Raw genomic sequence first — 21,112 nt, forward strand, 5'->3', positions numbered from 1 at the left:
ACTTGCCTTTTGGAAACCATGCAAAAACCAACATCTTTCCCCATAATATTCTGATTACATTTGCGGCGGACGTGCAACGGTCGGCGCTTCATATCGCCTTTCAGGCGAGACGAAGCCTAACTTGTTTAGTTCTGACTGTTGTTTTGTCAACTCTCCTAAGCGTTCTTAAATCAGACATATAGTCAAGAAAACTGTCAACTGACAGCCTCTTTGTATCACACTCATCAGTCATAAAAACATTTATCATAATACATCCAGAATCGTCAATTTCATATTCTCCGTCTGAGTTATAATATTCACTTAATGTCTCAAAGTGAGCTTTAAGCATTTCTTCTAATTCTTTATCCATATCATTCTATTTTTGATAATTAATGCTAAATGGGACAGTCAGTGACATGTCGGCTCAAAAATGTTTTTAATTCATTTGAGATAATGTATTTGACTATATCTGCGGGACAGTGACCTGTCATTCCAAATCTTTTGAACTAATGAATAGAATCAATGGTTATTGGAATACCTTTGTAATTAAAAATTTGTGATATGATACTTCTAACAGCCAAATTATCCAATTTATATATAGCAGGCTTATCTATTCCATTATCCCAAACATGTTCCACATCATTATATAAAATTCCAAGCATATAAAAAACATCTTCTACTTGAACACCACATTCTTCCGCATAATGTAGTTTCTCTTTAGTTTTCTTGGTTGTCTCAAATTTACTTTTTTGTTCATCATCTACAATTCTATCATACACAATCTTTTCTATCCTTATCCTTAGACTAGTGAATACAGAGTATGGATCATAATCAGTATCACCAGCAAGATATTTATTTGTTTCATGAATGATGAATTCTAAGAATTTCATACCTTCACCCCATGTCTCTTTAAGCCCTAACACTCTAAACTCATTTCTCTTGTTTATCTCACCCGTAGCATAATGAAGGAGATAATGAGAAACATCAGCTTTAATCCTCAAGTCACTTCTTTTAGCCAGCAATTTTTTCACATTTGCATCTGGCTGACAAGATGTTTCCTTCAAATACTGCACATTGAGTTTTTTATCTGGGAAAGCATAGTTTTTGAATCTTTCAGGTGAAAGATGTGTCATTATTATTGGATATACTATAATATTTTCATTTAACGCTTTGTTTACTATTCCTGAAATGTAGTATTGGGCGGCAAGAATATTTGCATCATCCAAATAGTCAAACACTTCATCTATTATAAAGATATGTTTTTTACTTGGCGTCAGCTTTAGTGTTGCCATCTTTAACATCATACTAAGTACCAACACATCCCTTTGTCCATTAGAGATTGTATGTGCTTTCGGAAATGATAGCATTAAACTACCTTTATCTTCTTTGCAAACGATATTTTGCCCTGTAGTATTAATCATTTCAATGTGATTGTTCAACTGAGATTTCAATACTTCATAATCGGCCCAGTTAACAGCTTTTTTAAAAATTGTCTTGTTTCTTTTATACAATTCTAACATTTGAAAGATGAACAAAAATTTGTCCAATTCTGACATTGTATTTAGCTCAAGATATAACCGGCCTATAGTTTCAACAACTGCTTTATAACATTCTTCACCTTTTATATTATCTAACCAGCTTTCGTCAAAACGATCTTTTATTTCTTGTATAGAACCACGTAATGCATATATTTTTTCCAACACATTATCTATCATTTCTTTACGACGTTTTGATAAAAGCTTTTCGAAATTAGGATAGCAATCGACCAGCATATGGGTATAATATGGATTTCCGAAATAACTATAAAGATTCTTCAACAAATTCTTATGTTTGGTGAGATAACTCTGCATTGTCGAATACTTATATCCAAAAGAAACATTTTGAGGGGTCTTCTTCAATTCAATATGCTCTATTCCCAAATATCCTGTAGCTGCCACATGTCCATTAAAATTTTTTCCTATGGCTTTAGGGGTCAATCTACAATTGATACAATAAATATTGTATTCTGCATACAGTTGATTTGAAGTATTATCTGCAGAATAAGTAATCCCATTATCAGTAATCGACAATTTGCAACTTACTGTATCTCCGCCAATAGGTGCATAACTATCTTTCAGTTCTATCTTAGAAGCTCGCAGTGAGTCAAAGGCTGCGAAGAAAGAACTCTTACCAAAACCATTTGGAGCAACAAGTAGGTTATACATGTTTTCCTTTATTTCTATGTTAAAGGTTTTATTCTCGATACCCTTTACTTTCTCTATCGTAATATTGGTAATCATTTTTTTTACTTTTTATTATATATAATTTTATGCTTGTGTTTTTTTCTACCACCTTACGAGTTCATGCTCTCATCTTGAATTAATCAATGATCATCCATCATCGCATCAACCAATTTCGATTTATAGTATTCCTGTACTTCTGTCGGGAGCTCCGATATAGACCGCCGGAAGATGGCGATGTAGTACTCAAACTCCCTGCATTTTCCGGTTTAGACTACGTAGATTTTCTGACGATAAGGGATCAATCCCTCCGATACCAAATCATTGCCCATAAGACCATTTGACTTGCGGGCATAGTCGAAGGCGGCGAAGACTACATCGCCGAGTTTCAACATCTTTTCTTGTGAAATTTTCATTAACATGATTAAAAATGTTTAATTATGTCACTCCTCTTGGGCGTGACACTAAGTCATTACACTATTGCGGGAAAATAATTATTTAGTATATTTGCACCGCAATTTATTATCTGAATTTTTTTATACGCTTATGAATAAAACTCTCTTACCCGTGTATCCCAATTGTCTCAGTACATTGGCACACAACGACGTCACACTCAAGGATGTGTATGACATAATCAGGAACGACGAGGTGCTGCGGCAGCGCACCGTCAACTACCGTAAGGCAATAGATGCCGACCTGCCTGCTAAGCAACTCAAGAAGCTAAAGGCTGAGCAGTTTCCGATGCTTATGCCTGCAGCTCGCTTCAAGAACGGACGGGAAATGGAGCATCTCGTGAGCTATACCTGTCTGTGCCAGTGCGACATCGACAATATCCCATCTGACATTATGGAGGAGGCAAAGCGACGTGTGCGTGAACTGCCGTTTGTGGTGATGTATCACGTGAGCATGAGCGGCAATGGCCTTCACATCTATTACTTCTACCAGATTCCAAACTGCGGTCTCACTCCGCAGGTGTATCAGCAGGCATTTATACAAGGCAATGAGCGTATCGCCAACGCCATTCCTGCCGACTACGACCCGGCCGTAGGCAAGGCCAACCACGGATCGTCTATCTGTCACGACCCAGAGGCGTGGATTAATCCCGACGCCGAGCCTCTGAAGGTGGATATGACGCAGGCATGCAAAAAGCGTGGCAAGAACGACCGCATAGCCAACGACAACGCCACAACAGAGAAGGACTGGAGCCCACAGTGGACCGTGGAAAAGGTGTTCGCCTTTGCACAGGCGTGCGTAAACAAGTCCTCTACTGGTGAGTTCGCCCATGGCAACCGCAACAATTTTCTCGTGCGCCTTGCCATGACCCTCTCCGACTTCGGCATGGAGCAGGATCACGCTGCACAGCTCATGAAGCAGGAGTATGCATCTCAATACGGCGAGGAGTCGATACCGTCGCTCGTCGCCGGCTGCTACAAGACTGCTGCCGCGATGCACGGCCGCAGGGCACTGCCCGACGGCAAGGGCAAGAAGGACGGTGATCGCAAGGGTGACGTGAAAATGCTCCTTGCCGCCGACTTCCTGCGCAGCCAGGGACTGAAATTTGACGTTATTACTCATAAACTGAAACGGACTGATATGACGGACTTGACCGACCGCGACATCAACTCCATGCTCTTGGCGTGCAACGTGGAGACGGGTCAGAACATCTCCGCCCAAACTTTCCGTGCGGCACTGATGAGCAACTGCATACCGGAGTTCAACCCTCTTAATGACTATCTCGACGGGGCGGTGAAGGCCTGCGAGGCTGAAACCGGCGGATCGTCATATATTGACCAAGTGGCTGGAATGGTGCATGTGACCGCACCTCCGCTGGCTTATTCTTCCGTCCACAGTGAGGAGATGGGGGTAAGCGCCCTTTGGCTCACCTGCTTCCGCAAGTGGTTTGTGTCTATGGTGGCTTCGTGGATGAACCCAAAGGTGGTCAACCAGCAGATGCTTGTGCTAATAGGACCCCAGGGCATATTCAAGAGCACATGGCTCGACGCTCTCATACCTGACGAACTGGTGACATACCGCTGCCGACAGTCGGGAACCAACTTCGGCGACAAGGACGAACAGTTGCGCTGCGCTGAGTTTGCCATGGTGAACTACGATGAGTTCGACCGCCTGTCAAGTGCCGACCTCGACAACCTGAAGTCGCTCATCACCACTCCCGACGTCAATATCCGCGCGCCTTACGGCAGCACCAAGGAGCGGCGTGTGCGCTTAGCGTCATACTGTGCCTCAGGCAACAAGTTCCAGTTCTTGACCGACCAGACGGGCAACCGCCGGTTCCTGCCTTTCTATGTGGAGCGCATCGACTCGCCCTTCGACAATCCCATCGACCACCGCCGCCTGTATGCCGAGGCGGTGAGAATGGTGAAGGAGGGATTTGCCTATTGGTTTACCACCGACGAGATTCAGCAGTTCAGCCACTATGTGGAGCAGTTTGCCGACCGCACTCCCGAGGAGGAGCTTCTCGATGTCTATTTCGACATGCCTCGCCCCGTGGGCAAGGAGACGCGCACCGTACATTTCCTAACCACCTCGGAGATTCAGGCTAAACTCATCTGCTATGGCAACCTCCACCGTCCCATCCCGTTGCGCACGCTCTGCCAGATACTCGACAACAAGGGATACCAGCGTATGCGCAACGGCAACCGCCGGGGCTATATCGTGGTGGAGCTTGAGGCTACGGAGATAAACAGCCGTAGGATGATGGTGTCTGCCGACATACCCTTCTGACCGTCTTTCCGAGTGCCCTCTGCCACTTATGCCACTATTATTTCTAAACTTTTATAATAATGATGATAATATTTATTTTTTATAATGATATACATTATTTATATATATGTTGTATGAAGTATATGGCAAATGTGGCAGAGCCACTATTTATACATTTAACCATTTCAATCTTTCAATATTTCAATTGTTCAATATTTCAATCTTTCATAAGTATGAAGCGTAGAGATTTAGCAAAGTTGTATTTCCCCGATATGAGCGACGTAGAAGCCGTCCGCTCGTTGCGCAGGTGGATAGAGGGATGTCCGCAACTGATGTCCGCCCTCGACGAACTGTCGATGCCCTACAAGAAGTGCCGCATCCTCAGTGCGAGGCAAGTAAGAATCATCATGGAGTATCTCGGAGACCCGTGAGTCCATAAGAGCACCGAGTCGTGATGACCTTACGATCGAGTATCCTTGTATCACAACGATCGAGTGTTCTTATGTCCTAACGATAGGGTATTCTTGTATCACAAGGATCGGGTGTTCTTATGACCTAACGATCGGGTGTTCTTGTGTCTCAACAACAGCCATTGTTAATGCCTTAGGACTTATGAGCCTTTATGAGCAGTTATGAGCCATCGCCAAATTAAAATGTAGTAACTTTGCATCAAAGAAGCGAAGTCAGGCTGCACTCGGCAATATTAATCAAGCTTATATTGCTCTCGCTTGCACTGACATTGCATTGTGAAAAGGAAATAAGTCCCCTTTACTGGCCAGAAGGAGCCACCTTCCGATTACACAGCGAGTTAATTAATTCAATTGTTCAACATTTAAATTTTCAAATTCTATGTCAAAGGCTTACAGAGTAACCAAGCGCACGGTGATGTTCGACAAGGAGAACCCAAAGACCGTGTACAGTGTGTCACCAGTCAACTACGGTACGTTGAGCACCGACGATGTTGCAAACCAGATAGCGGCTGAGTCGTCTGCCACTCCGGGCGACGTGAAAAACGTGCTCGACCGCTACGCCTACTACGTCAAGGAGAACCTCAAGAAGGGTTATCAGATTCAGCTCCTCGGCTTCGGCAGCCTCTCCATCCGCTTCATCACCACCGGCACGGCGAAGACCGAGAAGGAGGCTAACGCCAAGCTCATCCAGAGTCTCGTCCCGAGTTTCACACCATCGTTCAAGGTAGTCAACGGCAAGCGCATCTACGACCTGATGCCCGAAAAGATCACCCTAGTGAAGTACAACGGCACCGTCCCCGCCGACTCCACCGTCGAGACACCCGACAACAGTGAAGATCCCGGCACGTCAGAAGAAGGCGGCGGCGGAAGTCTGATCTAAAGTCCTGACGAAAGCGATGACGAGACGGGAGACTGATCTCGGCGGCCATTGACTGTTACAGTCATCAGCATCATCGGTATAATCCGTAATCGAAATAACCCGCTTGTCAGACCGGTTCCCGTTATCGTTATCGTTATCGTTTACGTCATTATCATTGTCATCGTTTTCGTTTTCGTTATCGTTATCGTAATAATGTAACTGTTCGGTGAAGTCCGTCATTGCAGATTCAAAAAAACTTTGTACCTTTGCAGCGCGCCCCATTGCGCACTGATTTTCGTCGAGTGTATGACGTTTAGCCCTGCTGATGCATAGACATCAGCAAGGTCCTCACCTTGTATTTATAAATTAATGTTAATTCATTTAATGTCTTCCCAAAACTCAGGAAGTAGTTTGTATAAATCTTCATCTTTGGTATTACTTATGTGGTCAAGCACATAAGCAAGCCATCGCTCAGGGTTCTTACCCTTCACCTTGCAGGCACCAAAGAATGAGTACATCATAGCTGCACGCTCACAAGCTTCATCCGTCTGACAGAAGAGATAAGCCTTCTTGCCCATCACCATCGCACGGATTTCCCGTTCGGTCGCATTGTTATCCAGAGGCATTTCTGGTATATCAAGATATGCTGTCAGTTCTTCAAAATGTCTGATTACATAGTTCAGCGCCTTGTACATCTGGGAATGCCTGTCATGATTCAGTATTTCATTCATACACCACAAATGGAGAGTCTCCCACAGAGGACGCGCCAATTCATTACGCAGCTCCGTTATCCTGCTGCCCGACGCATTCTCATGTCTGATGATTTCCTCTACACCGTAGATCTCTTGAAAAAGAAGCATGCCTGGCATGGAAGCCTTCGGGGCTTCTTTCAAAGCTCGCTCATGCTCACGCCTAGCATGGGCCGAGCACCTGCACAGCACACGTCCTGTCTTCTTTATCCAGTCATATCCGGGATAGGCATCACACATCAGGGCAAGCCCGCTCCAATTGGCCAGTTGAGCCTGTATCACCTCTTTTCCACGACCATTGCCTATATCTACAGCGGTCAAAAAAATCGGTATGCCTGTGTCTATATTGCGGTATTCTATGATGTACTTCTTGACAGTCTTATGTTTCTCATTGTCCACCACCGGCATCGGACTTCCGTCTGCCGCCAAGTGAAGCCCACGCATCACATAATGCTCTTGTAATTTGTACAATGGAACAAGCGTGTCGCATACAGCCACATGCCAGTCATTGATTGTAGTCCGAGCCAATACCAGACCGTCTCTCTTCATCTGGCCAATCTGGCGGTTGAAGGGCATGTGATCCATATACTTGCGCACCTCTATCTGTGACAACAACTTGTTGGATGCGTAACTTTTCCATATGAGTTCCTCATGTACGGGGGCTGTATGGAATTTCTGGTATAAGTCATCCTTGCGTACCATGACGGGGCAGCGGTAGCCCTGCACCATGTATTTGGCAGAGACAGGAACGATAAATTCCGTGGTTTCTCCCGGGAAAGCCTCGCGGTACTCGTCCATGTGTCCGATACATTCTTCAGGATATACAAGTATCTCCGGCAGACGGACCATGTCATCAGGTATCTTGTTGCGACCGTGACCGTCTTTATGCTGTTCCTTGCGGGCAAGACGACACGCCTCTTTCTGGAGACGGTACTTCTTGACAGTCTCAAGTGCCTTCTTATAATTCGCCTCCTCCTCTTCATTAAACTTAAGAGATGCCAGCAGATGATTGTGGACACCGGTGCGGTCTTCTTCCGAAACCAGGAACCGCTCCCGCTTCTGCGTGAATATCATCCTGACAAGCTCGGCAATCTGACGATTTTTCGACTGCTCATTCTTGAATATCCTCTCAAGTCTTGTCTTTATCTCATTGCCGATGGCAGCCTGAGCATCTTCGGAAGCTGCCTTGAATTTGGCAAGATAGCCCTGAATGTCCGCATTGTTACGGCGCGTCATTTCAGAGAACAGCCTGAGGAAGCCTTCAGTCTGTGCAGCCATCTTTCCAAGGAAATGGCTTTCTGCCTCATCTTTCGCCTTTCTGATCTTCTGCTCAGTCTCTGTGACGAGTTTCTGCTGCATCAGCTCAAAGGCCTTCTGCATCTCCTCACGCTGCCGATCAATAGCCTGCCTCTCTTTGTCCATCACTGCACGCTCATCGGCATATTCCGACTCGATCTCTTTACGGATACGCTGTTCTGCTTCACGTATTCTGCGTTCCACTTCTGCCTTTATGATATCCTCACGGGTTGCACGCTCCAAATCCAGGGCACGCTCAGTCTGATCCAGGCGGGAAGTCACTCCTGCCATCTGCTCATGCATGTTGGAAAGCCTCTCTTCCAACGCCTGATCCTGACTGTTTTTGTTTGTTTCAGATACCATGTTTTTATCTCTTAATTACCTTACAAAGGTACGATTTTTTCTTGAATTACACAAGTTTTTTGTTGACTATTTCATACTGATTTTAAGCTATTTAAGTTAAATAATATCAACATCAAAAGTCGCATAAAACAAGGCTATTCACCAACACATTTCTCGCCCAAAACCAGGCAAACAAAATTCTTATAATCGAGGTTGCAAGTGCGCTTGTCCTCGTTCAGTTGCGGAATCTGGAAACGTCCCTCACTCAGTTTTCTGACATAGAGAGTCAGGCCATTGCTTTCCCGATGCAGGATCTTGGCGGTTGTCCTTGTCTTGCCAATGAAGATGAATGCCTCGTCCTGAGTCAGGTAACGATTGTAATACTCACTGATGAGTCCTTGAAGTCCACGGAACTGTTTCCGCATGTCCACTGGCTTCATACACAGTAAGTAGTGAAGGTCTGCATGCAATTGACATATCTTTGCCATGGCTTACACTTTTATGCGGATGTACTGTTCCAACTGGCTGGCAGTGATGTCACCAGGGAGTATCAGGGTCACATTGTTGGGATAAACCAACTTCAAGAATCTCGTGCGTTGAATTTGAGCACTGGGAGACTTTTCGAACTCATCTCCCGTAAGATTTACCTCTGCAAAAAGAGGCTGTTTGTTTTGCTTTCTGTTGTTCATTGTCGCTAAAAATTTAAAGTGAAAATATCAGCGACAAAGGTACGATAATTATTCTATATGACAATGACGGGGTTCACCGAACAGTTACGTAATAATTACAATATCATGCTCCACGAACAATACCCAATGAACATCGCTGGCGGCACGGTCGCCACGGAGGACATGCTCCTCACCAAGATCGAGTCAGGCATCTACATGCCGGCCGAATCAGTCAGGTTTCTCGTCATCCACTGCTCCGCCACCCGTGAGGACCAGGACTACACCCCAGAGCAGCTCAGGCGCGACCATCTGCGGCGTGGATTCATCGACGTGGGTTATCACTTCTACATCCGCCGTGATGGCACCGTGACACAGCACCGCCGCCTCAACGAGGTAGGAGCCCATTGCCGACCCTTCAACCGCTGCTCGATCGGCATCTGCTATGAGGGCGGTCTCGATGCCAAAGGCAAACCCAAGGACACCCGAACCCTCAAGCAGCGAGCTTCCCTCATCGGTCTCCTCCGCGACCTCCATCGCCAGTTCCCCAAGGCCCTCATCTGCGGCCACTGCGAGATGCCCGGCGCCATCCCCAAAGCCTGTCCCTGCTTCGTCGCCTCAAAGGAATTCGCCTACCTGATGAAGTGACGACTGATGGCTGATGACTGATGTCTGATGCCCTCCATAATGCCCACCGATGCCCGCAAACAACTCGTCAACTCATCATTATTTATTAATCTTTAAATCTCAATTCTATGTCAACAACAAACAGATCCACCTGGAAGCTGATCCTTCAGCTCATCGTCTCCATCGCCACAGCCATCGCCACCACCCTCGGCGTCACCAGCTGCATGGCCATGTTATGACGATCGCGGCGGGCCTCAATCACGATGCCCGCCCTTTTCCTTTTCGTTGTACTGTAAGTATTCGGTGACCTGTGTATTGCCCATCTTAGAATATATGACTGTAAGCGTCCAAAAGTGATTAAAACCCTTATAGGACGGGCATTCCGAGAAGCCCGCCTATTTGTGATTTAATTGAAATTTAACTTATTTTAATTGGCCGCCGGGGAGAAAGCAAGCCTGACAAGATTGTCATAGTCCCGTCGTCCCCTGTTCAACTCCCGAACATAGTCAACGAAGAAGTCGCGGAAGTTGCGACACTTCTGCTGACAGGTCGAGATGAAAGAACTTATCATGCCTATTTATTGTTTATTGAATTTGACAGCGCAAAGGTACAAACTTTTTCACGGATTACCTAAAACCACTTTTGGACGCTTACCTATCTTGTTACCTGATACCCGTATCTTTTTCAACTTGTCAAAATACGTCGACTATCGGTTTACTCCATTTCAATCTTTAAATAAAGCCTTGTTTCTGCGTTTAGCTTCGAAATACAAAATATCTATCTTTGTGAAATAATAAACGGCACACCTGATTAGAATGATAATATTCATAACCCAAGAACGTTTAAAATTTCTTCTTACCTCTAAAGCTGCAACATCAATTGATTTACGATCAACCATATCACATACAAAATGAGTTTCAGAATCAATTATTTGGGACATATAAGAATTATCCACCTCAAAAATTGAGGTACCTGTACCATCAAATCCCATATTGCGTATTTTTGATGTTTTGGGGAAGAGGGAATACTTATTGTTGAGATATTGATAAGAAACCAACATTGTATCACCAAATATTTTTCCACAATCCAAATTTAGTAGTATTGTATTTAATAGTCTAGGCTCATTCTTATATAATTTCCAAATATTTTCCCATTTTGACATTATGAATTTGGCATAATCAATCTTGAAAATATATTCAAGTTTTTCTCTTTTTTTCTTCCAAAAGCCTACACCCCATGCAGAATACTCCCTTGAAAGATAACAATTATAATTATATCCATTTAGTTTGACGCCTTGATAATTATATCCACATACAGCCAAACAGTTCGGGTCATTCTCGAATTTTTCTAATCCATCGTTAACATATTCTAAAAAATTTGGAGAAAAAATATTATCATCTTCTGAAAGGATGTATCTATTGATACATTCTGGTAAATCTTTTATTGCTGTTGTCAAATTACCCTTTCCTGAAAAGAAATAGTTGGTCTCTCTTCTGTAAACTATCAAATGGTTAAAACCATTATTGTTTTCTTTTTTATGAAGGTAAGCGTCTATTCTTTTCCACCCCTCTCGATAATGTTCCGAAGGAGGATAGTCCAATGCAACATAAACATCTGTTTTTTCAGCTCCAGTGCATTCTTCCAGCGATTCTAAGCATCTAACAAAATGGTCATATCTGTTTAGAGTTGGTATTAACACAGGAGCATAAATCAATTCTTCGGAATTCTTCATAATTCAATACGTATTTTTTCTTTCAGTTATTTATATTTAATCTTTATAATTACTATTGTTTACCAATAATTTTATTAAACATTGGTTTGATCATATTCATCATCTCCTTATACTCTTCTATCTTCGTGATTCTACATAGTAGGAAAAAGAGACTGAATCCTACCACTATCTGAATCGGAAGGGTTATCCAATAGCTGATTGGGATAAATTTGAGCATATAGACAATTACTGCCATAGTAAAAGTCATGGAGAATGACTTTGAGATATCTTTCAACTGCATCCACGAGGTATAGCCTAACAATTCGCCGGGGTAATGGGAATTGAGGAAATCACAAATGGTACAGGTGAATATTGAGGTGTAGAGCATCGGGAAGATTCCTACAAAAGCACCGATAAACAAAGGAGCGAGTCCGATAATCTTCTTGATTATTTCCAGTTATAGGAACAAATCGCTACGTCCCTGCACCTGAAGCATATTAAGGTTTAACGCATGTAAAGGATAGGAAGCGCCTATGATGCATATCAGTGGAAGATATGTTGCCGCATCATGCCATTTCTCACCGATAAGACAATATAATAAAGGTTCTGAGACTGCACCCAATGCGAACATCAAAGCGAAGGTAAGAAACATTGTAATTTTAATGACTCGGCGATAGGCTGCAATCATACGCTCCTTATCATCCTGAATTTCACTCAGCACGGGATAGGTTACCCGCTGAATGACATTTGTCAGGTTCGAGGAGAACATCTGAGAGAACTGTTTGGCACGAGTATATTGACCCAACGTTGCTGCATTGTAGTACTTTCCTACCACGACTTGATACAACTGAGTCCATAAACTGTCTAATATGGCTGACACCATCAACTTCCAGCCGAAACCGAAGAGTTCGTGAAAACTTTTCTTGTTGAATCGCAATGATGGCACCCAATGGTTATAAACCCATAGTAACACCGTCCTTAACAACTGTGCAGAAAGCATCTGAGCTATCAATGCCCATACGCCAAAATCAAAGAATGCCATCGTTATTCCAATCACTCCACTGATAATACTGGCCGTAAGGGTGATTTTTGTTTGGGTCTTGAAGTCAATTCTCTTGGTAAGTCTTGTCTGCTGCACGATGGCGAGAGCTCCAATAATCATTATTAACGATGAAACTCGTGTCAGCCATACGAGCTCTTCTCTTCCGAAGAAATCGGCGATAAGGGGTGATGCCAAGAAAACCAAAGTATACAATAGCAGACTAAGGCCAAGATTGACGATAAATGATGTGTTATAATCATCATCTGTCACATCTTTCTTGCGTATCAATGCTGCGCTGAAACCTCCATTGATGATGGCGTTACATACGACAGTGAAAATATTGATGATGCCTATAAGACCATAGTCATCAGGCGAGAGCAGACGGGCAAGGACTATGCTCACCAAGAACGACACACCCATCTGCGTGACATTGTCGATGGCACTCCATGCCGTGCCCTTAATTGTTTTGTCTTTTAATGATTGTTTTGACATATCATATTTACGTTATGAAAACACTTCTTCTACTTCTTTTAATAATGCCTTAAGGTGAGCTATTGGCATATCCACGATTGGCTCAAACATAAAATTGTTGAGATGGATATTTTCAGATGTTAGCATTAAAACTTTATTCACTAATAGGCATTCCTTCGATTTCGTAGCATTAAAGTGTTTTTTGAATAACTTGCACAATTTGCCAGTTGGATCACTGTTAAAGTTCTCCCCTTGCTTTTGCTCTTCTGTCAATATCGAGTTGAGATACATTTCTGTCTTTATCCTAATATATATAGATAAGACAAGCTTATTGGTGATTTCAATCTCGTTTGAATCTGACATTGCAGCCTGAGTGGCTTCATTCAGAATTTCAATATAGTGTTTCTCTTCCCCTGCAAACTCAATATCCTTCAATCCTTTTATGTTAGACTTCAAACAAGAATAAAGTTGTCCGATTGTTATCGTATATGTATCTGGTTTATCGTGTAAACAAGAAGTCAACAAAAGATATTCGTCGCAGGAATCCCCAGTAGTGTATTCAATAATATTGCGTACAAAAGGAATCAGCGAAATGAATGCCGCTTTGTCTTTGTGAGCTTTTTTAATAATCCGGTGTTTCAAAATATCAGTCTTGAATATTCCTTGCCCTAATTCTATGGTTCTATCCGTTTTTTTGTAAGCAAAAAACTGATTAGTAATACCAAGACGAGATACTGCTGTACGATAGAAATCAAAATTATGAGTGAGGATTAGTACCTTGAAACAGCCATATTGAATGATGTCGTTTATATATTCGAGAATTGCATATTTGTTTTTATAGTCGAAAGAATCTGCCACATCGTCCAATATCAGAAGGTGCTCCTTTCCATCTTCCTTTAATCCTTCAATCACAAACAAATTTTGCATTATATTATATGCTCGATACTCACCTTGACTTAACATCCTTATGGACTTGGAGTCTTCCAGAACCTTTGGTTCAGTACCTTCTTCATCGCAGTATGCAAATGTCAATGCGGCAACCTTGTCATTTAGCAGTACATCAGGCAAATTGGTTACTCTTGCCTCAAATGGAACAAAGAAACGGGCATTGAATAAGTCAATGATAGACTTCCATTTCTCAGTATAGGCATTAGCATCTTCTATAATCTTTCTCAACTCGTCACGTTTTGAAGTATAGAGACCACATATTTCAACAAACATTTGTTTGTGTTGTTGTAAATAACTGACAATTATCTCCTTACGAAGCCCTTCATAATCAACTAATTTCGATATGATCGCAGGATTGTTTTTGATAGCTTCCTTAAACTTTTGAAGATCCTGATTCTTTGCTAATGATTTTTCAAGGGTCTGATAAATCGACAAGAGTTCTTCATTGTTGAATATAGATTTAACCTCCTGCTCAACTCTTGAAATAAGAAGATTCTTATCATGCAACTCAGAGCCATCTTTTAACATAATTCTGTGACTTGCCTTGAAAAAACGATTGTCTTTCACCGACGATATCAATGCATCAGCCTGATATGTTCCGAATGAATTTTCACCTACACTAAAGAAATTGGACTTGCTCAAAAGTTCATTGTATTTCTCAAAATATTGAGATACAATCTGCCCGTTTTCTGACAAAAAATTCTTAACCAATCCTTTCTTGTCAAACACATCATTGTAGTTGAATGAATATAATGGCAATGCATCCCCTTCGACTAATGCCTTTAGCGAAAGAAAGCAGTCATAGACATTATCAGACTCATTCTCCTTATACGAATCCAATATCTCAGACTCTATATCCGATGAACCACTGGTCCTCTTTATGCTCTTACTCAAAGCCTTCTTTGCATTCGCAAGTTCCAGATGGATGGCATCATATCGTGCTTTAAGTTCCGGATTAGTCAGAAACGTTGATACACTTTTATGCCCATCTACATTTTCTTCTTTGAAAACATAGATGGATTCTGCATCAATAGGATTATTGTCCATTAGGACTTCACGTTCTGATATACGTTCTGTATAAATCCTGTCGCAGGATTCTATTCCTGAAGCTATGTCTTGAAATACGTGAGTTAAGGATGACTTCATTGTACCGTTAGGTGCATATATGATGCCACTTCCTTTTGTCAAATCAAATTCCTTATCAAAAGAACCTATACCGTAACAGTTTCGAATATGTATTTTCAGAATGCTCATATTGCTTAGTTCTTATATTATATGATGTTTGTGAGAAATCAGAAAATCAAGATTTTTCGACAGTACCATCATCTTTGAAATGATATTGTTTTAGTTGCTTATCTGTAAGCAGTGTGTTGATTGATCCATCTTGTGATTTTACCAACAAACAGGCTTTCCCTTCTCTTGTAATGTCAAAACTCTCTTTGCAAACTGATATTGGGATAGAATATTCTACACGAGCAATTTCGCAATATTTCCCATTAGGGAATCTGACATATAGCCCTTGTAAATCCCAAATACCCTCGACAACCTTTTGGTCTGCATCCATCTTCACTTCCTTATTGGTGGTTGAGGATAGTTCTGCAATTGTCTTTTTCACATTGCCTTCCTTGTCTGTAAACTCGCTTAGCGTATATGCAAGTTCAGTATTTTTAGGTAAATCACGAAGAATACAATTCCTTCCATTTTTGGTGAATATCGGCTTGTATGTGCCTCTGTCAAAATCAAGCCAATACACATTCATCACAATATGGATTACCTTTATTCTTCCTTCCTCATCTAATTCTGTACTATTGCGCACCTGATATAAGTCAATGGGTTTGCTATGTGGCATTTTCTCCGAAGCCATTGCATATTCTACAGCAGGTTTGGTATAATCCGTAGCTGAAGCAAATACTCCTCGATGAACGGAGGCAAGGTCAACCAATGCTCCATTTAATTTTTGGATATCATCACGACCTACCTTTTCTCCTGAAATCGTATAGTCTTTGGCTTCAATCATTTCTTGTTGTCCATTTCTTACAGCAAGACCATCCAATTGATAGTCTGTTCCACTGTATGTACCCTTGATATGTTGATCAACCATAGTTCTTTGGGCACAAATCTCATTATACGCTATAGTTGCCAATCGCTCTAAAGCTGTACCCGCTTTTTGTGGATATTCGCCAAAGAGTTCGTTATACAAATCGTCAATAGGAGAATGCTTCATATTGTTTGTAATTATTTGTTTTGCAGCAGCCAGCAGTATCGAACTGCAAACTCTCGATGAAAGAGTTCTACCTGTATGGCTGCTTGAGTTCACATCACTTGCGGGCTTCTATCTGATTGTGTTTAGCCATTATGTTCTTAGCCATCTTGACCATCGGAGGTCCGATGAACTTTCCTTCCTTGACTGCCACACCTTTACCTTCACGAACTGCCTCGTCCGCCAGTTCTACCATCTCGGTGGCCCAAGCCACTTCTTCTTCTGAAGGAGAGAAATACTGATGGCAAAGAGGAAGTTCTTTGGGATTGAGAATTAGCATACCCTCGAAACCAAGGTTTTTGGCGACCTTCAAGTTCTTTTCTAGGTCCTCAAGGTCATGAACCTTGATGTGAACGGTATCAATTGGAATAACTCCTGTTGCACGAGCCGCATTTACAATCTCATTACGTGCAAAGAAGATGCTATTACCATCTGGGTCATGCTTTCCGCGGAGATCGGTCACGTAGTCTTCACAACCGAATGTGACAGCACATACTCTATGACAAGCGGTACATATTTCCTTTATGTTGACAATTGCTCCAGCAGTTTCTATCAAAGGTATAATCTTGAACGTACCGATTTGAATATGTTTTTCATATTCTATTGTTTCAAGTAGCTTTCCAAGAAAATAAATATCCTCTCCTTTGGTTGCTTTGGGATACATAAAACCAGTAACACCTTCAATCGTGAGCTGATACAGGTCTTTCAACAACTCTCCACTTTCTCTGTCGTTTACACGAGGAAAAATTAATTTCCCATTCAAGTCATCGCGTTTTACAAAGGCCTTTATGTTGTCTCGTGCTTGTTGTTTGTCGCAAAGAGGTACAGAGTCTTCAATATCAAGAAGCAACACATCTGCGTCTCGTCTAACAGAGCTATCTAATAGCTTTTGGTTGTGCGCAGGCACAAACATAAGACTACGCATCAAATAATTGTAATTGTTCATATCTATATTGAGATTAAACATTCATCTTCTTTACCAGAACATTTCTCCTAAAAGACAGCACATCTACACCGTTTTGGTTGTAGGCTATGCTTTCAACATAAACGATACCTCTGTCATTCTTCGACTTTGATTCGCGCTTTGAAAGCACTTTAGTACGGACATATATTGTATCGTTGATAAACACAGGGTTTAAATGTTTGATGTCCTCATAACCCAAATTAGCGATAGCTTTCCCGCTGACATCAGGCACTGTAATGCCTACTGCAAGTGAAAAGACAAGAGTTCCAACCACCAAAATCTTTCCATGTTGATTCTTTCCGGCATAATCCAAATTGGTATGAACGGGATGATGATTCATCGTCATCAATGAAAAGAAGTTGTTGTCACACTCAAAAATTGTTTTTGAGAGGTTGTGCTTTATTTCTGCACCAACCTCAAACTCCTCAAAGTAGAGGCCTAATTTACTTGATTCCATATTTACCTTTTATTCTTTGAAAATACCAATTTAGATTCTATTTCAGCTTCATCGTATTGCTTGATTACAATGTTATCTGATGAGGTAATATATTTCGAGTAGTCGGGCATATTACGTTTAACAGCTGTACATGCACCTACTATACATTTCTTTCCTATCTTGGTGTCATCGAAGACTGTTGCTTTTAAACCTACAAATGATTGCTCGCCTAAAGTGCAACCACCTGCCAATAAGGAATGTGCACCAAAAAAACAATGACTTCCGACATTGCAGTCGGCACCTATTAGAGCACCTGCCATAATAGCAACATTGCTACCGATAACGGTGTCATTCTGTATTACAACTTGGTCTTGAATCCAACAATTATCTCCCTTTATTTCGCTTCTGATTATTGCTAATGGAGATATAAGGTTTGCCAATTTAAATCCTTGATTTTTGCAATAATCATACAACTTTCGTCTATCAGCATTCAAATGATTCCAAAGGAGTGAGATAAAGAGTGAATATCCATCTTTAGAGCCTATCTTATCTTCCAATTCTTCTAACGAATAAACAGGATATCCCTCAAAGGTATCACATGTATAGTAATCTTTATTAACTGCGAAACCTATGACATTAAATAGGTTATGATATTTAATGAAAGACAATGCTAATCTTGAATTAGTGCCAACTCCAACTATTACTAAATTTTCCATAATATATATGTAACTTTATTGATAAGAAGGCTTATATTGTAGGTCATATAGTGAATAATCTACAAAACTATAACCTTCAACCATTCTTTTTGATTTACTATTGCTTTTTCTAATTCGTCCGCAGATTCAAATCGTAAGACGAGTGTGCCGATGGCATCATTGGCTGCTTCAAATCCGTGGACGTGATCTCCCGGTTTTACCCAAAGGTCTTCTTCCACTACTTCTGCGGGAAGTGATGGATCAATTTGAAGGCATACAAACTCACCATCGTTGTCGGCATGAAGAATTATCTCTGCCCAATGACCGTTATAAGGCTTCTGCTCTATAGACTCCGGTTCATCACCCACCATAGCACGTGTGATGGCCGTAATCATATCAACGCCCGTTGCATATCTAAGCATCTCACAAAGGCGATTTCCTCCTCCACGAGGTGTAAGTTCCATAATATATGGTTTCCCGTTAGGAGCAACTCGAGTCTCAATATTCCATACAGATGTCTTCATATTGAGAAGTGTGATGAGACGCTGTATCTCACTTGTTAGATAATCCTCTTCTTCTTTTGAGAAAGTGGATGGCCATGAGTATGCAGCAGGTGTATATGGGTTTGTTGCATTGGCATCAAAGCGTTGCGCACAGAAGCTGACGAACTGTAGTTTTCCATCGTAAGAGTAACTATCTGTATCAGAAGAGCATCCTTTCTTTTCCAAGAACTCTTCTATGATAATATGACCGCTGATAGTATATTTGAAAGCATATTCAATAGCAGCCATCAGTTCTGCCTCCTTATCTACACGGGTACAACCTTTTGAACCTGCTGAGTCCGTTGGCTTTACTATAAGGGGATAAGCAAACTTCGTTCGTGCGTCCCACGCATCCTCTTTGCTGGCAAAGCCAAATGCCCAAGGAACATTGAAATTATGCTCTTTCAAGAATGCTCTAAATTTATCCTTATTTTGCAAAATTTCAACCGACTCGAAAGGGCCAAACGAGGGAAGATTCATCTGGTTCTGCACGTATGATGCAGCTACAACTCCAGGGTCACAAGCAAAAGACATAATGCCGTCTATATGAAGTTCACGGGCTTTAGCAAGTACTGCTTCTTTGTCGATGATGCTCACATTGCAATACTCATCTGAATATTTGTGAGCGATATTATCTGGCAGATAATCTGCTGTTATCACGTAATAACCTTGCTGATGAGCTGCTTCTATCACTGGCAGAAGGTATCGAAGTCCGCCAAGGAGCATGAGTTTCTTTTGTGTCATAATTATTTTGTAATACAACTAATTATTCGTTCTATATCATTTTCACTCAGTGCATGATGCATAGGCAGACAAATGACGCTGTTTGCCATCTTATGTGCATTGGGTAGATTCTCAGGTCTTGCACTCTCCAATCCTCTGTAGGTGGAGAACTCTGAGATAAGAGGATAGAAATACCTGCGGCCAAGCACGTTGACTTCCTTCATCTTGAAGTAAAGCTCGTCACGTGTCATTCCGTATTTCTCGGCATCAACAAAGATGGGGAAATAGCTGTAGTTGTGTTTTACACCGGGCATATCGTCGAAGAAGGTGATTCCATCAACTTCTCGTAATGCCTCACGGTATTTGATGGCAATATGATGGCGTGCCTCTATGGCAGCATCAACTTGACGGAGATTGAGAAGTCCATAGGCAGAACGCATCTCGTCCATCTTGGAGTTGATGCCGGGGCCAACGACGGTCACTTCTCCTGCAAATCCGAAGTTCTTCAGATAGTCTATACGTTTCTTAGTAGTCTCATCATGCATAACCATGGCTCCACCCTCAATGGTGTTATAAACCTTGGTGGCATGAAACGACAATGTGCTCATATCGCCGGCATTGAGGATGCTCTCACCATTTACTTCTACACCAAACGCATGAGCAGCATCATAAATAACCTTCAAGCCATACTTGTCAGCAATTTCTTGAATGCGCTTGGTGTCGCAAGGTTTGCCATATACATGTACAGGCATAATGGCTGTGGTCTTTGGAGTAATTGCAGCCTCAATAAGGTCGGGATTGATGTTGCCCGTTGCAGGGTCTATATCCACGAATACAGGTTTGCAGCCGTTCCACCATATAGAGTGTGTTGTTGCAACGAAAGAGTAAGGAGTAGTGATCACTTCACCTGTGATTCTCAAAGCCTGAAGAGCCGTGAGAAGAGGAAGCGTACCATTAGTGAACAGGCTCACGTATGGCACACCAAGATACTCTGCCAATGCAGCCTCCAGCTGTTTGTGGTAGCTGCCATTATTTGTTATCCACTTGCAGTCCCAGATTTTCTGGAGTTCAGCATGAAAATCATCCAAACTTGGCAGTAACGGAGATGTTACTGTTATCAATTTCTTTTCCATAATTATTTACTAAAGTTTCCCACACCCACAGAAGCAGCTGTAGTGGGGATTGACTCTTTTAAAAATAGATATTAAACAATTAGCCTTTAGGTATTTCGCTCTTTCTGCTTAAAAAGCGTTAATCCATAGGTTGCTTTTTGAAATCTTGATCACATCTGAGAATGCGTTCCAAGTCTTGCCTTGTTTCTTCATCTGCCATAGCCCTCTCAAGCAGGTCATCCAGTGTGGAATCAAAGAGACTCGCAATTTTCTCAAGCAAT

22 protein-coding genes are annotated in these 21,112 nt (G+C 42.0%); 5 read left to right on the forward strand and 17 right to left on the reverse strand.

The features are described 5' to 3' along the window. Positions 1-100: 100 nt before the first annotated feature. From CIK99_RS09070 to CIK99_RS15380, 3 genes are all read right to left on the reverse strand, one after another. Positions 101-349 carry a hypothetical protein gene (locus CIK99_RS09070; RefSeq protein ID WP_094381210.1) on the reverse strand — a complete coding sequence of 83 codons (249 nt, stop codon included), beginning with the start codon at positions 347-349 and terminating at the stop codon, positions 101-103. A gap of 136 nt (positions 350-485) precedes the next feature. After that, the gene (locus CIK99_RS09075) at positions 486-2,258 is read right to left on the reverse strand and encodes a hypothetical protein (RefSeq protein ID WP_094381211.1); all 1,773 of its coding nucleotides are present in this window, start codon (positions 2,256-2,258) and stop codon (positions 486-488) included. Between the two features lie 209 nt (positions 2,259-2,467). After that, a complete protein-coding gene (locus tag CIK99_RS15380) occupies positions 2,468-2,614 on the reverse strand; it encodes a hypothetical protein (RefSeq protein WP_158215947.1) in 147 nt (48 codons plus the stop codon). Between the two features lie 130 nt (positions 2,615-2,744). Between CIK99_RS15380 and CIK99_RS09080 the strand changes: the two genes are divergently transcribed. The 3 genes from CIK99_RS09080 (at position 2,745) to CIK99_RS09090 (ending at position 6,269) form a co-directional block, all read left to right on the forward strand. Continuing rightward, positions 2,745-4,940: a VapE domain-containing protein gene (locus tag CIK99_RS09080; RefSeq protein WP_094381212.1), complete on the forward strand. Its 2,196-nt coding sequence runs from the start codon at positions 2,745-2,747 to the stop codon at positions 4,938-4,940. A gap of 212 nt (positions 4,941-5,152) precedes the next feature. Then, entirely contained in the window at positions 5,153-5,350 is a 198-nt protein-coding gene (locus CIK99_RS15385; RefSeq protein ID WP_158215948.1) for a DUF4248 domain-containing protein, read from the forward strand. A gap of 418 nt (positions 5,351-5,768) precedes the next feature. After that, the gene (locus tag CIK99_RS09090) at positions 5,769-6,269 is read left to right on the forward strand and encodes an HU family DNA-binding protein (protein WP_094381214.1); all 501 of its coding nucleotides are present in this window, start codon (positions 5,769-5,771) and stop codon (positions 6,267-6,269) included. 356 nt (positions 6,270-6,625) lie between these two features. On the opposite strand, the gene CIK99_RS09100 is transcribed toward CIK99_RS09090, so the two are convergent. The 3 genes from CIK99_RS09100 to CIK99_RS09110 all read right to left on the reverse strand — a co-directional run bounded on the left by CIK99_RS09100 (position 6,626) and on the right by CIK99_RS09110 (position 9,324). Continuing rightward, entirely contained in the window at positions 6,626-8,656 is a 2,031-nt protein-coding gene (locus CIK99_RS09100; RefSeq protein ID WP_094381216.1) for an IS66 family transposase, read from the reverse strand. A gap of 134 nt (positions 8,657-8,790) precedes the next feature. Further along, positions 8,791-9,123 carry an IS66 family insertion sequence element accessory protein TnpB gene (gene tnpB, locus CIK99_RS09105; RefSeq protein ID WP_094381217.1) on the reverse strand — a complete coding sequence of 111 codons (333 nt, stop codon included), beginning with the start codon at positions 9,121-9,123 and terminating at the stop codon, positions 8,791-8,793. 3 nt (positions 9,124-9,126) lie between these two features. After that, positions 9,127-9,324 carry a hypothetical protein gene (locus tag CIK99_RS09110; protein ID WP_094381218.1) on the reverse strand — a complete coding sequence of 66 codons (198 nt, stop codon included), beginning with the start codon at positions 9,322-9,324 and terminating at the stop codon, positions 9,127-9,129. 105 nt (positions 9,325-9,429) lie between these two features. On the opposite strand from CIK99_RS09110, the gene CIK99_RS09115 reads away from it, so the two are divergent. Next, positions 9,430-9,948: an N-acetylmuramoyl-L-alanine amidase gene (locus tag CIK99_RS09115; protein WP_094381226.1), complete on the forward strand. Its 519-nt coding sequence runs from the start codon at positions 9,430-9,432 to the stop codon at positions 9,946-9,948. Positions 9,949-10,055: 107 nt separating this feature from the next. After that, the gene (locus CIK99_RS15390) at positions 10,056-10,166 is read left to right on the forward strand and encodes a smalltalk protein (protein WP_158215949.1); all 111 of its coding nucleotides are present in this window, start codon (positions 10,056-10,058) and stop codon (positions 10,164-10,166) included. A 188-nt stretch (positions 10,167-10,354) separates the two neighbouring features. Here CIK99_RS15390 and CIK99_RS15395 read toward each other — a convergent pair whose 3' ends face one another. From CIK99_RS15395 to CIK99_RS09160, 11 genes are all read right to left on the reverse strand, one after another. After that, positions 10,355-10,498, reverse strand: a complete 144-nt coding sequence (locus tag CIK99_RS15395; protein ID WP_158215950.1) for a hypothetical protein — start codon at positions 10,496-10,498, stop codon at positions 10,355-10,357. A 153-nt stretch (positions 10,499-10,651) separates the two neighbouring features. After that, positions 10,652-11,659 carry a glycosyltransferase family A protein gene (locus tag CIK99_RS09120; protein WP_094381219.1) on the reverse strand — a complete coding sequence of 336 codons (1,008 nt, stop codon included), beginning with the start codon at positions 11,657-11,659 and terminating at the stop codon, positions 10,652-10,654. A 52-nt stretch (positions 11,660-11,711) separates the two neighbouring features. Next, complete coding sequence (locus CIK99_RS15770) at positions 11,712-12,026, reverse strand: hypothetical protein (protein WP_254047766.1); 315 nt, start codon at positions 12,024-12,026, stop codon at positions 11,712-11,714. 69 nt (positions 12,027-12,095) lie between these two features. Beyond that, positions 12,096-13,172 (reverse strand): lipopolysaccharide biosynthesis protein, encoded by a 1,077-nt coding sequence (locus tag CIK99_RS09125; protein ID WP_254047767.1) that lies wholly within the window; start codon positions 13,170-13,172, stop codon positions 12,096-12,098. Between the two features lie 12 nt (positions 13,173-13,184). Further along, positions 13,185-15,353 (reverse strand): hypothetical protein, encoded by a 2,169-nt coding sequence (locus tag CIK99_RS09130; protein ID WP_094381220.1) that lies wholly within the window; start codon positions 15,351-15,353, stop codon positions 13,185-13,187. A 46-nt stretch (positions 15,354-15,399) separates the two neighbouring features. After that, positions 15,400-16,323 carry a restriction endonuclease gene (locus CIK99_RS09135; RefSeq protein WP_094381221.1) on the reverse strand — a complete coding sequence of 308 codons (924 nt, stop codon included), beginning with the start codon at positions 16,321-16,323 and terminating at the stop codon, positions 15,400-15,402. A 94-nt stretch (positions 16,324-16,417) separates the two neighbouring features. Next, entirely contained in the window at positions 16,418-17,305 is an 888-nt protein-coding gene (locus tag CIK99_RS09140; protein ID WP_254047768.1) for a CoA ester lyase, read from the reverse strand. A 13-nt stretch (positions 17,306-17,318) separates the two neighbouring features. Continuing rightward, complete coding sequence (locus tag CIK99_RS09145) at positions 17,319-17,780, reverse strand: MaoC family dehydratase (RefSeq protein WP_094381222.1); 462 nt, start codon at positions 17,778-17,780, stop codon at positions 17,319-17,321. A gap of 2 nt (positions 17,781-17,782) precedes the next feature. Beyond that, positions 17,783-18,475 (reverse strand): acetyltransferase, encoded by a 693-nt coding sequence (locus tag CIK99_RS09150; protein WP_094381223.1) that lies wholly within the window; start codon positions 18,473-18,475, stop codon positions 17,783-17,785. Between the two features lie 59 nt (positions 18,476-18,534). Continuing rightward, positions 18,535-19,740: an acetyl-CoA carboxylase biotin carboxylase subunit family protein gene (locus CIK99_RS09155; protein WP_094381224.1), complete on the reverse strand. Its 1,206-nt coding sequence runs from the start codon at positions 19,738-19,740 to the stop codon at positions 18,535-18,537. 2 nt (positions 19,741-19,742) lie between these two features. Next, on the reverse strand, positions 19,743-20,852 hold the full coding sequence (locus CIK99_RS09160; protein ID WP_094381225.1) for a DegT/DnrJ/EryC1/StrS aminotransferase family protein: 1,110 nt from the start codon (positions 20,850-20,852) through the stop codon (positions 19,743-19,745). Positions 20,853-21,112: the final 260 nt, after the last annotated feature.

Origin of the sequence: Prevotella sp. P5-92, from assembly GCF_002251245.1 — a bacterium.
Classification (GTDB): Bacteria; Bacteroidota; Bacteroidia; order Bacteroidales; family Bacteroidaceae; genus Prevotella.

Excerpts from the sequence above, each read along its gene's own strand:
- CIK99_RS09135 (WP_094381221.1), bottom strand. The coding sequence starts at position 16,323 with ATGAAGCATTCTCCTATTGACGATTTGTATAACGAACTCTTTGGCGAA.
- CIK99_RS09140 (WP_254047768.1), bottom strand. The coding sequence starts at position 17,305 with ATGAACAATTACAATTATTTGATGCGTAGTCTTATGTTTGTGCCTGCG.
- CIK99_RS09130 (WP_094381220.1), bottom strand. The coding sequence starts at position 15,353 with ATGAGCATTCTGAAAATACATATTCGAAACTGTTACGGTATAGGTTCT.
- CIK99_RS09100 (WP_094381216.1), bottom strand. The coding sequence starts at position 8,656 with ATGGTATCTGAAACAAACAAAAACAGTCAGGATCAGGCGTTGGAAGAG.
- CIK99_RS15385 (WP_158215948.1), top strand. The coding sequence starts at position 5,153 with ATGAAGCGTAGAGATTTAGCAAAGTTGTATTTCCCCGATATGAGCGAC.
- CIK99_RS15380 (WP_158215947.1), bottom strand. The coding sequence starts at position 2,614 with ATGAAAATTTCACAAGAAAAGATGTTGAAACTCGGCGATGTAGTCTTC.
- CIK99_RS09080 (WP_094381212.1), top strand. The coding sequence starts at position 2,745 with ATGAATAAAACTCTCTTACCCGTGTATCCCAATTGTCTCAGTACATTG.
- CIK99_RS09155 (WP_094381224.1), bottom strand. The coding sequence starts at position 19,740 with ATGACACAAAAGAAACTCATGCTCCTTGGCGGACTTCGATACCTTCTG.
- tnpB (WP_094381217.1), bottom strand. The coding sequence starts at position 9,123 with ATGGCAAAGATATGTCAATTGCATGCAGACCTTCACTACTTACTGTGT.
- CIK99_RS09150 (WP_094381223.1), bottom strand. The coding sequence starts at position 18,475 with ATGGAAAATTTAGTAATAGTTGGAGTTGGCACTAATTCAAGATTAGCA.
- CIK99_RS09090 (WP_094381214.1), top strand. The coding sequence starts at position 5,769 with ATGTCAAAGGCTTACAGAGTAACCAAGCGCACGGTGATGTTCGACAAG.
- CIK99_RS09075 (WP_094381211.1), bottom strand. The coding sequence starts at position 2,258 with ATGATTACCAATATTACGATAGAGAAAGTAAAGGGTATCGAGAATAAA.
- CIK99_RS15390 (WP_158215949.1), top strand. The coding sequence starts at position 10,056 with ATGTCAACAACAAACAGATCCACCTGGAAGCTGATCCTTCAGCTCATC.
- CIK99_RS09115 (WP_094381226.1), top strand. The coding sequence starts at position 9,430 with ATGCTCCACGAACAATACCCAATGAACATCGCTGGCGGCACGGTCGCC.
- CIK99_RS15770 (WP_254047766.1), bottom strand. The coding sequence starts at position 12,026 with ATGCTCTACACCTCAATATTCACCTGTACCATTTGTGATTTCCTCAAT.
- CIK99_RS09120 (WP_094381219.1), bottom strand. The coding sequence starts at position 11,659 with ATGAAGAATTCCGAAGAATTGATTTATGCTCCTGTGTTAATACCAACT.
- CIK99_RS09145 (WP_094381222.1), bottom strand. The coding sequence starts at position 17,780 with ATGGAATCAAGTAAATTAGGCCTCTACTTTGAGGAGTTTGAGGTTGGT.
- CIK99_RS09110 (WP_094381218.1), bottom strand. The coding sequence starts at position 9,324 with ATGAACAACAGAAAGCAAAACAAACAGCCTCTTTTTGCAGAGGTAAAT.
- CIK99_RS09125 (WP_254047767.1), bottom strand. The coding sequence starts at position 13,172 with ATGTCAAAACAATCATTAAAAGACAAAACAATTAAGGGCACGGCATGG.
- CIK99_RS15395 (WP_158215950.1), bottom strand. The coding sequence starts at position 10,498 with ATGATAAGTTCTTTCATCTCGACCTGTCAGCAGAAGTGTCGCAACTTC.
- CIK99_RS09160 (WP_094381225.1), bottom strand. The coding sequence starts at position 20,852 with ATGGAAAAGAAATTGATAACAGTAACATCTCCGTTACTGCCAAGTTTG.
- CIK99_RS09070 (WP_094381210.1), bottom strand. The coding sequence starts at position 349 with ATGGATAAAGAATTAGAAGAAATGCTTAAAGCTCACTTTGAGACATTA.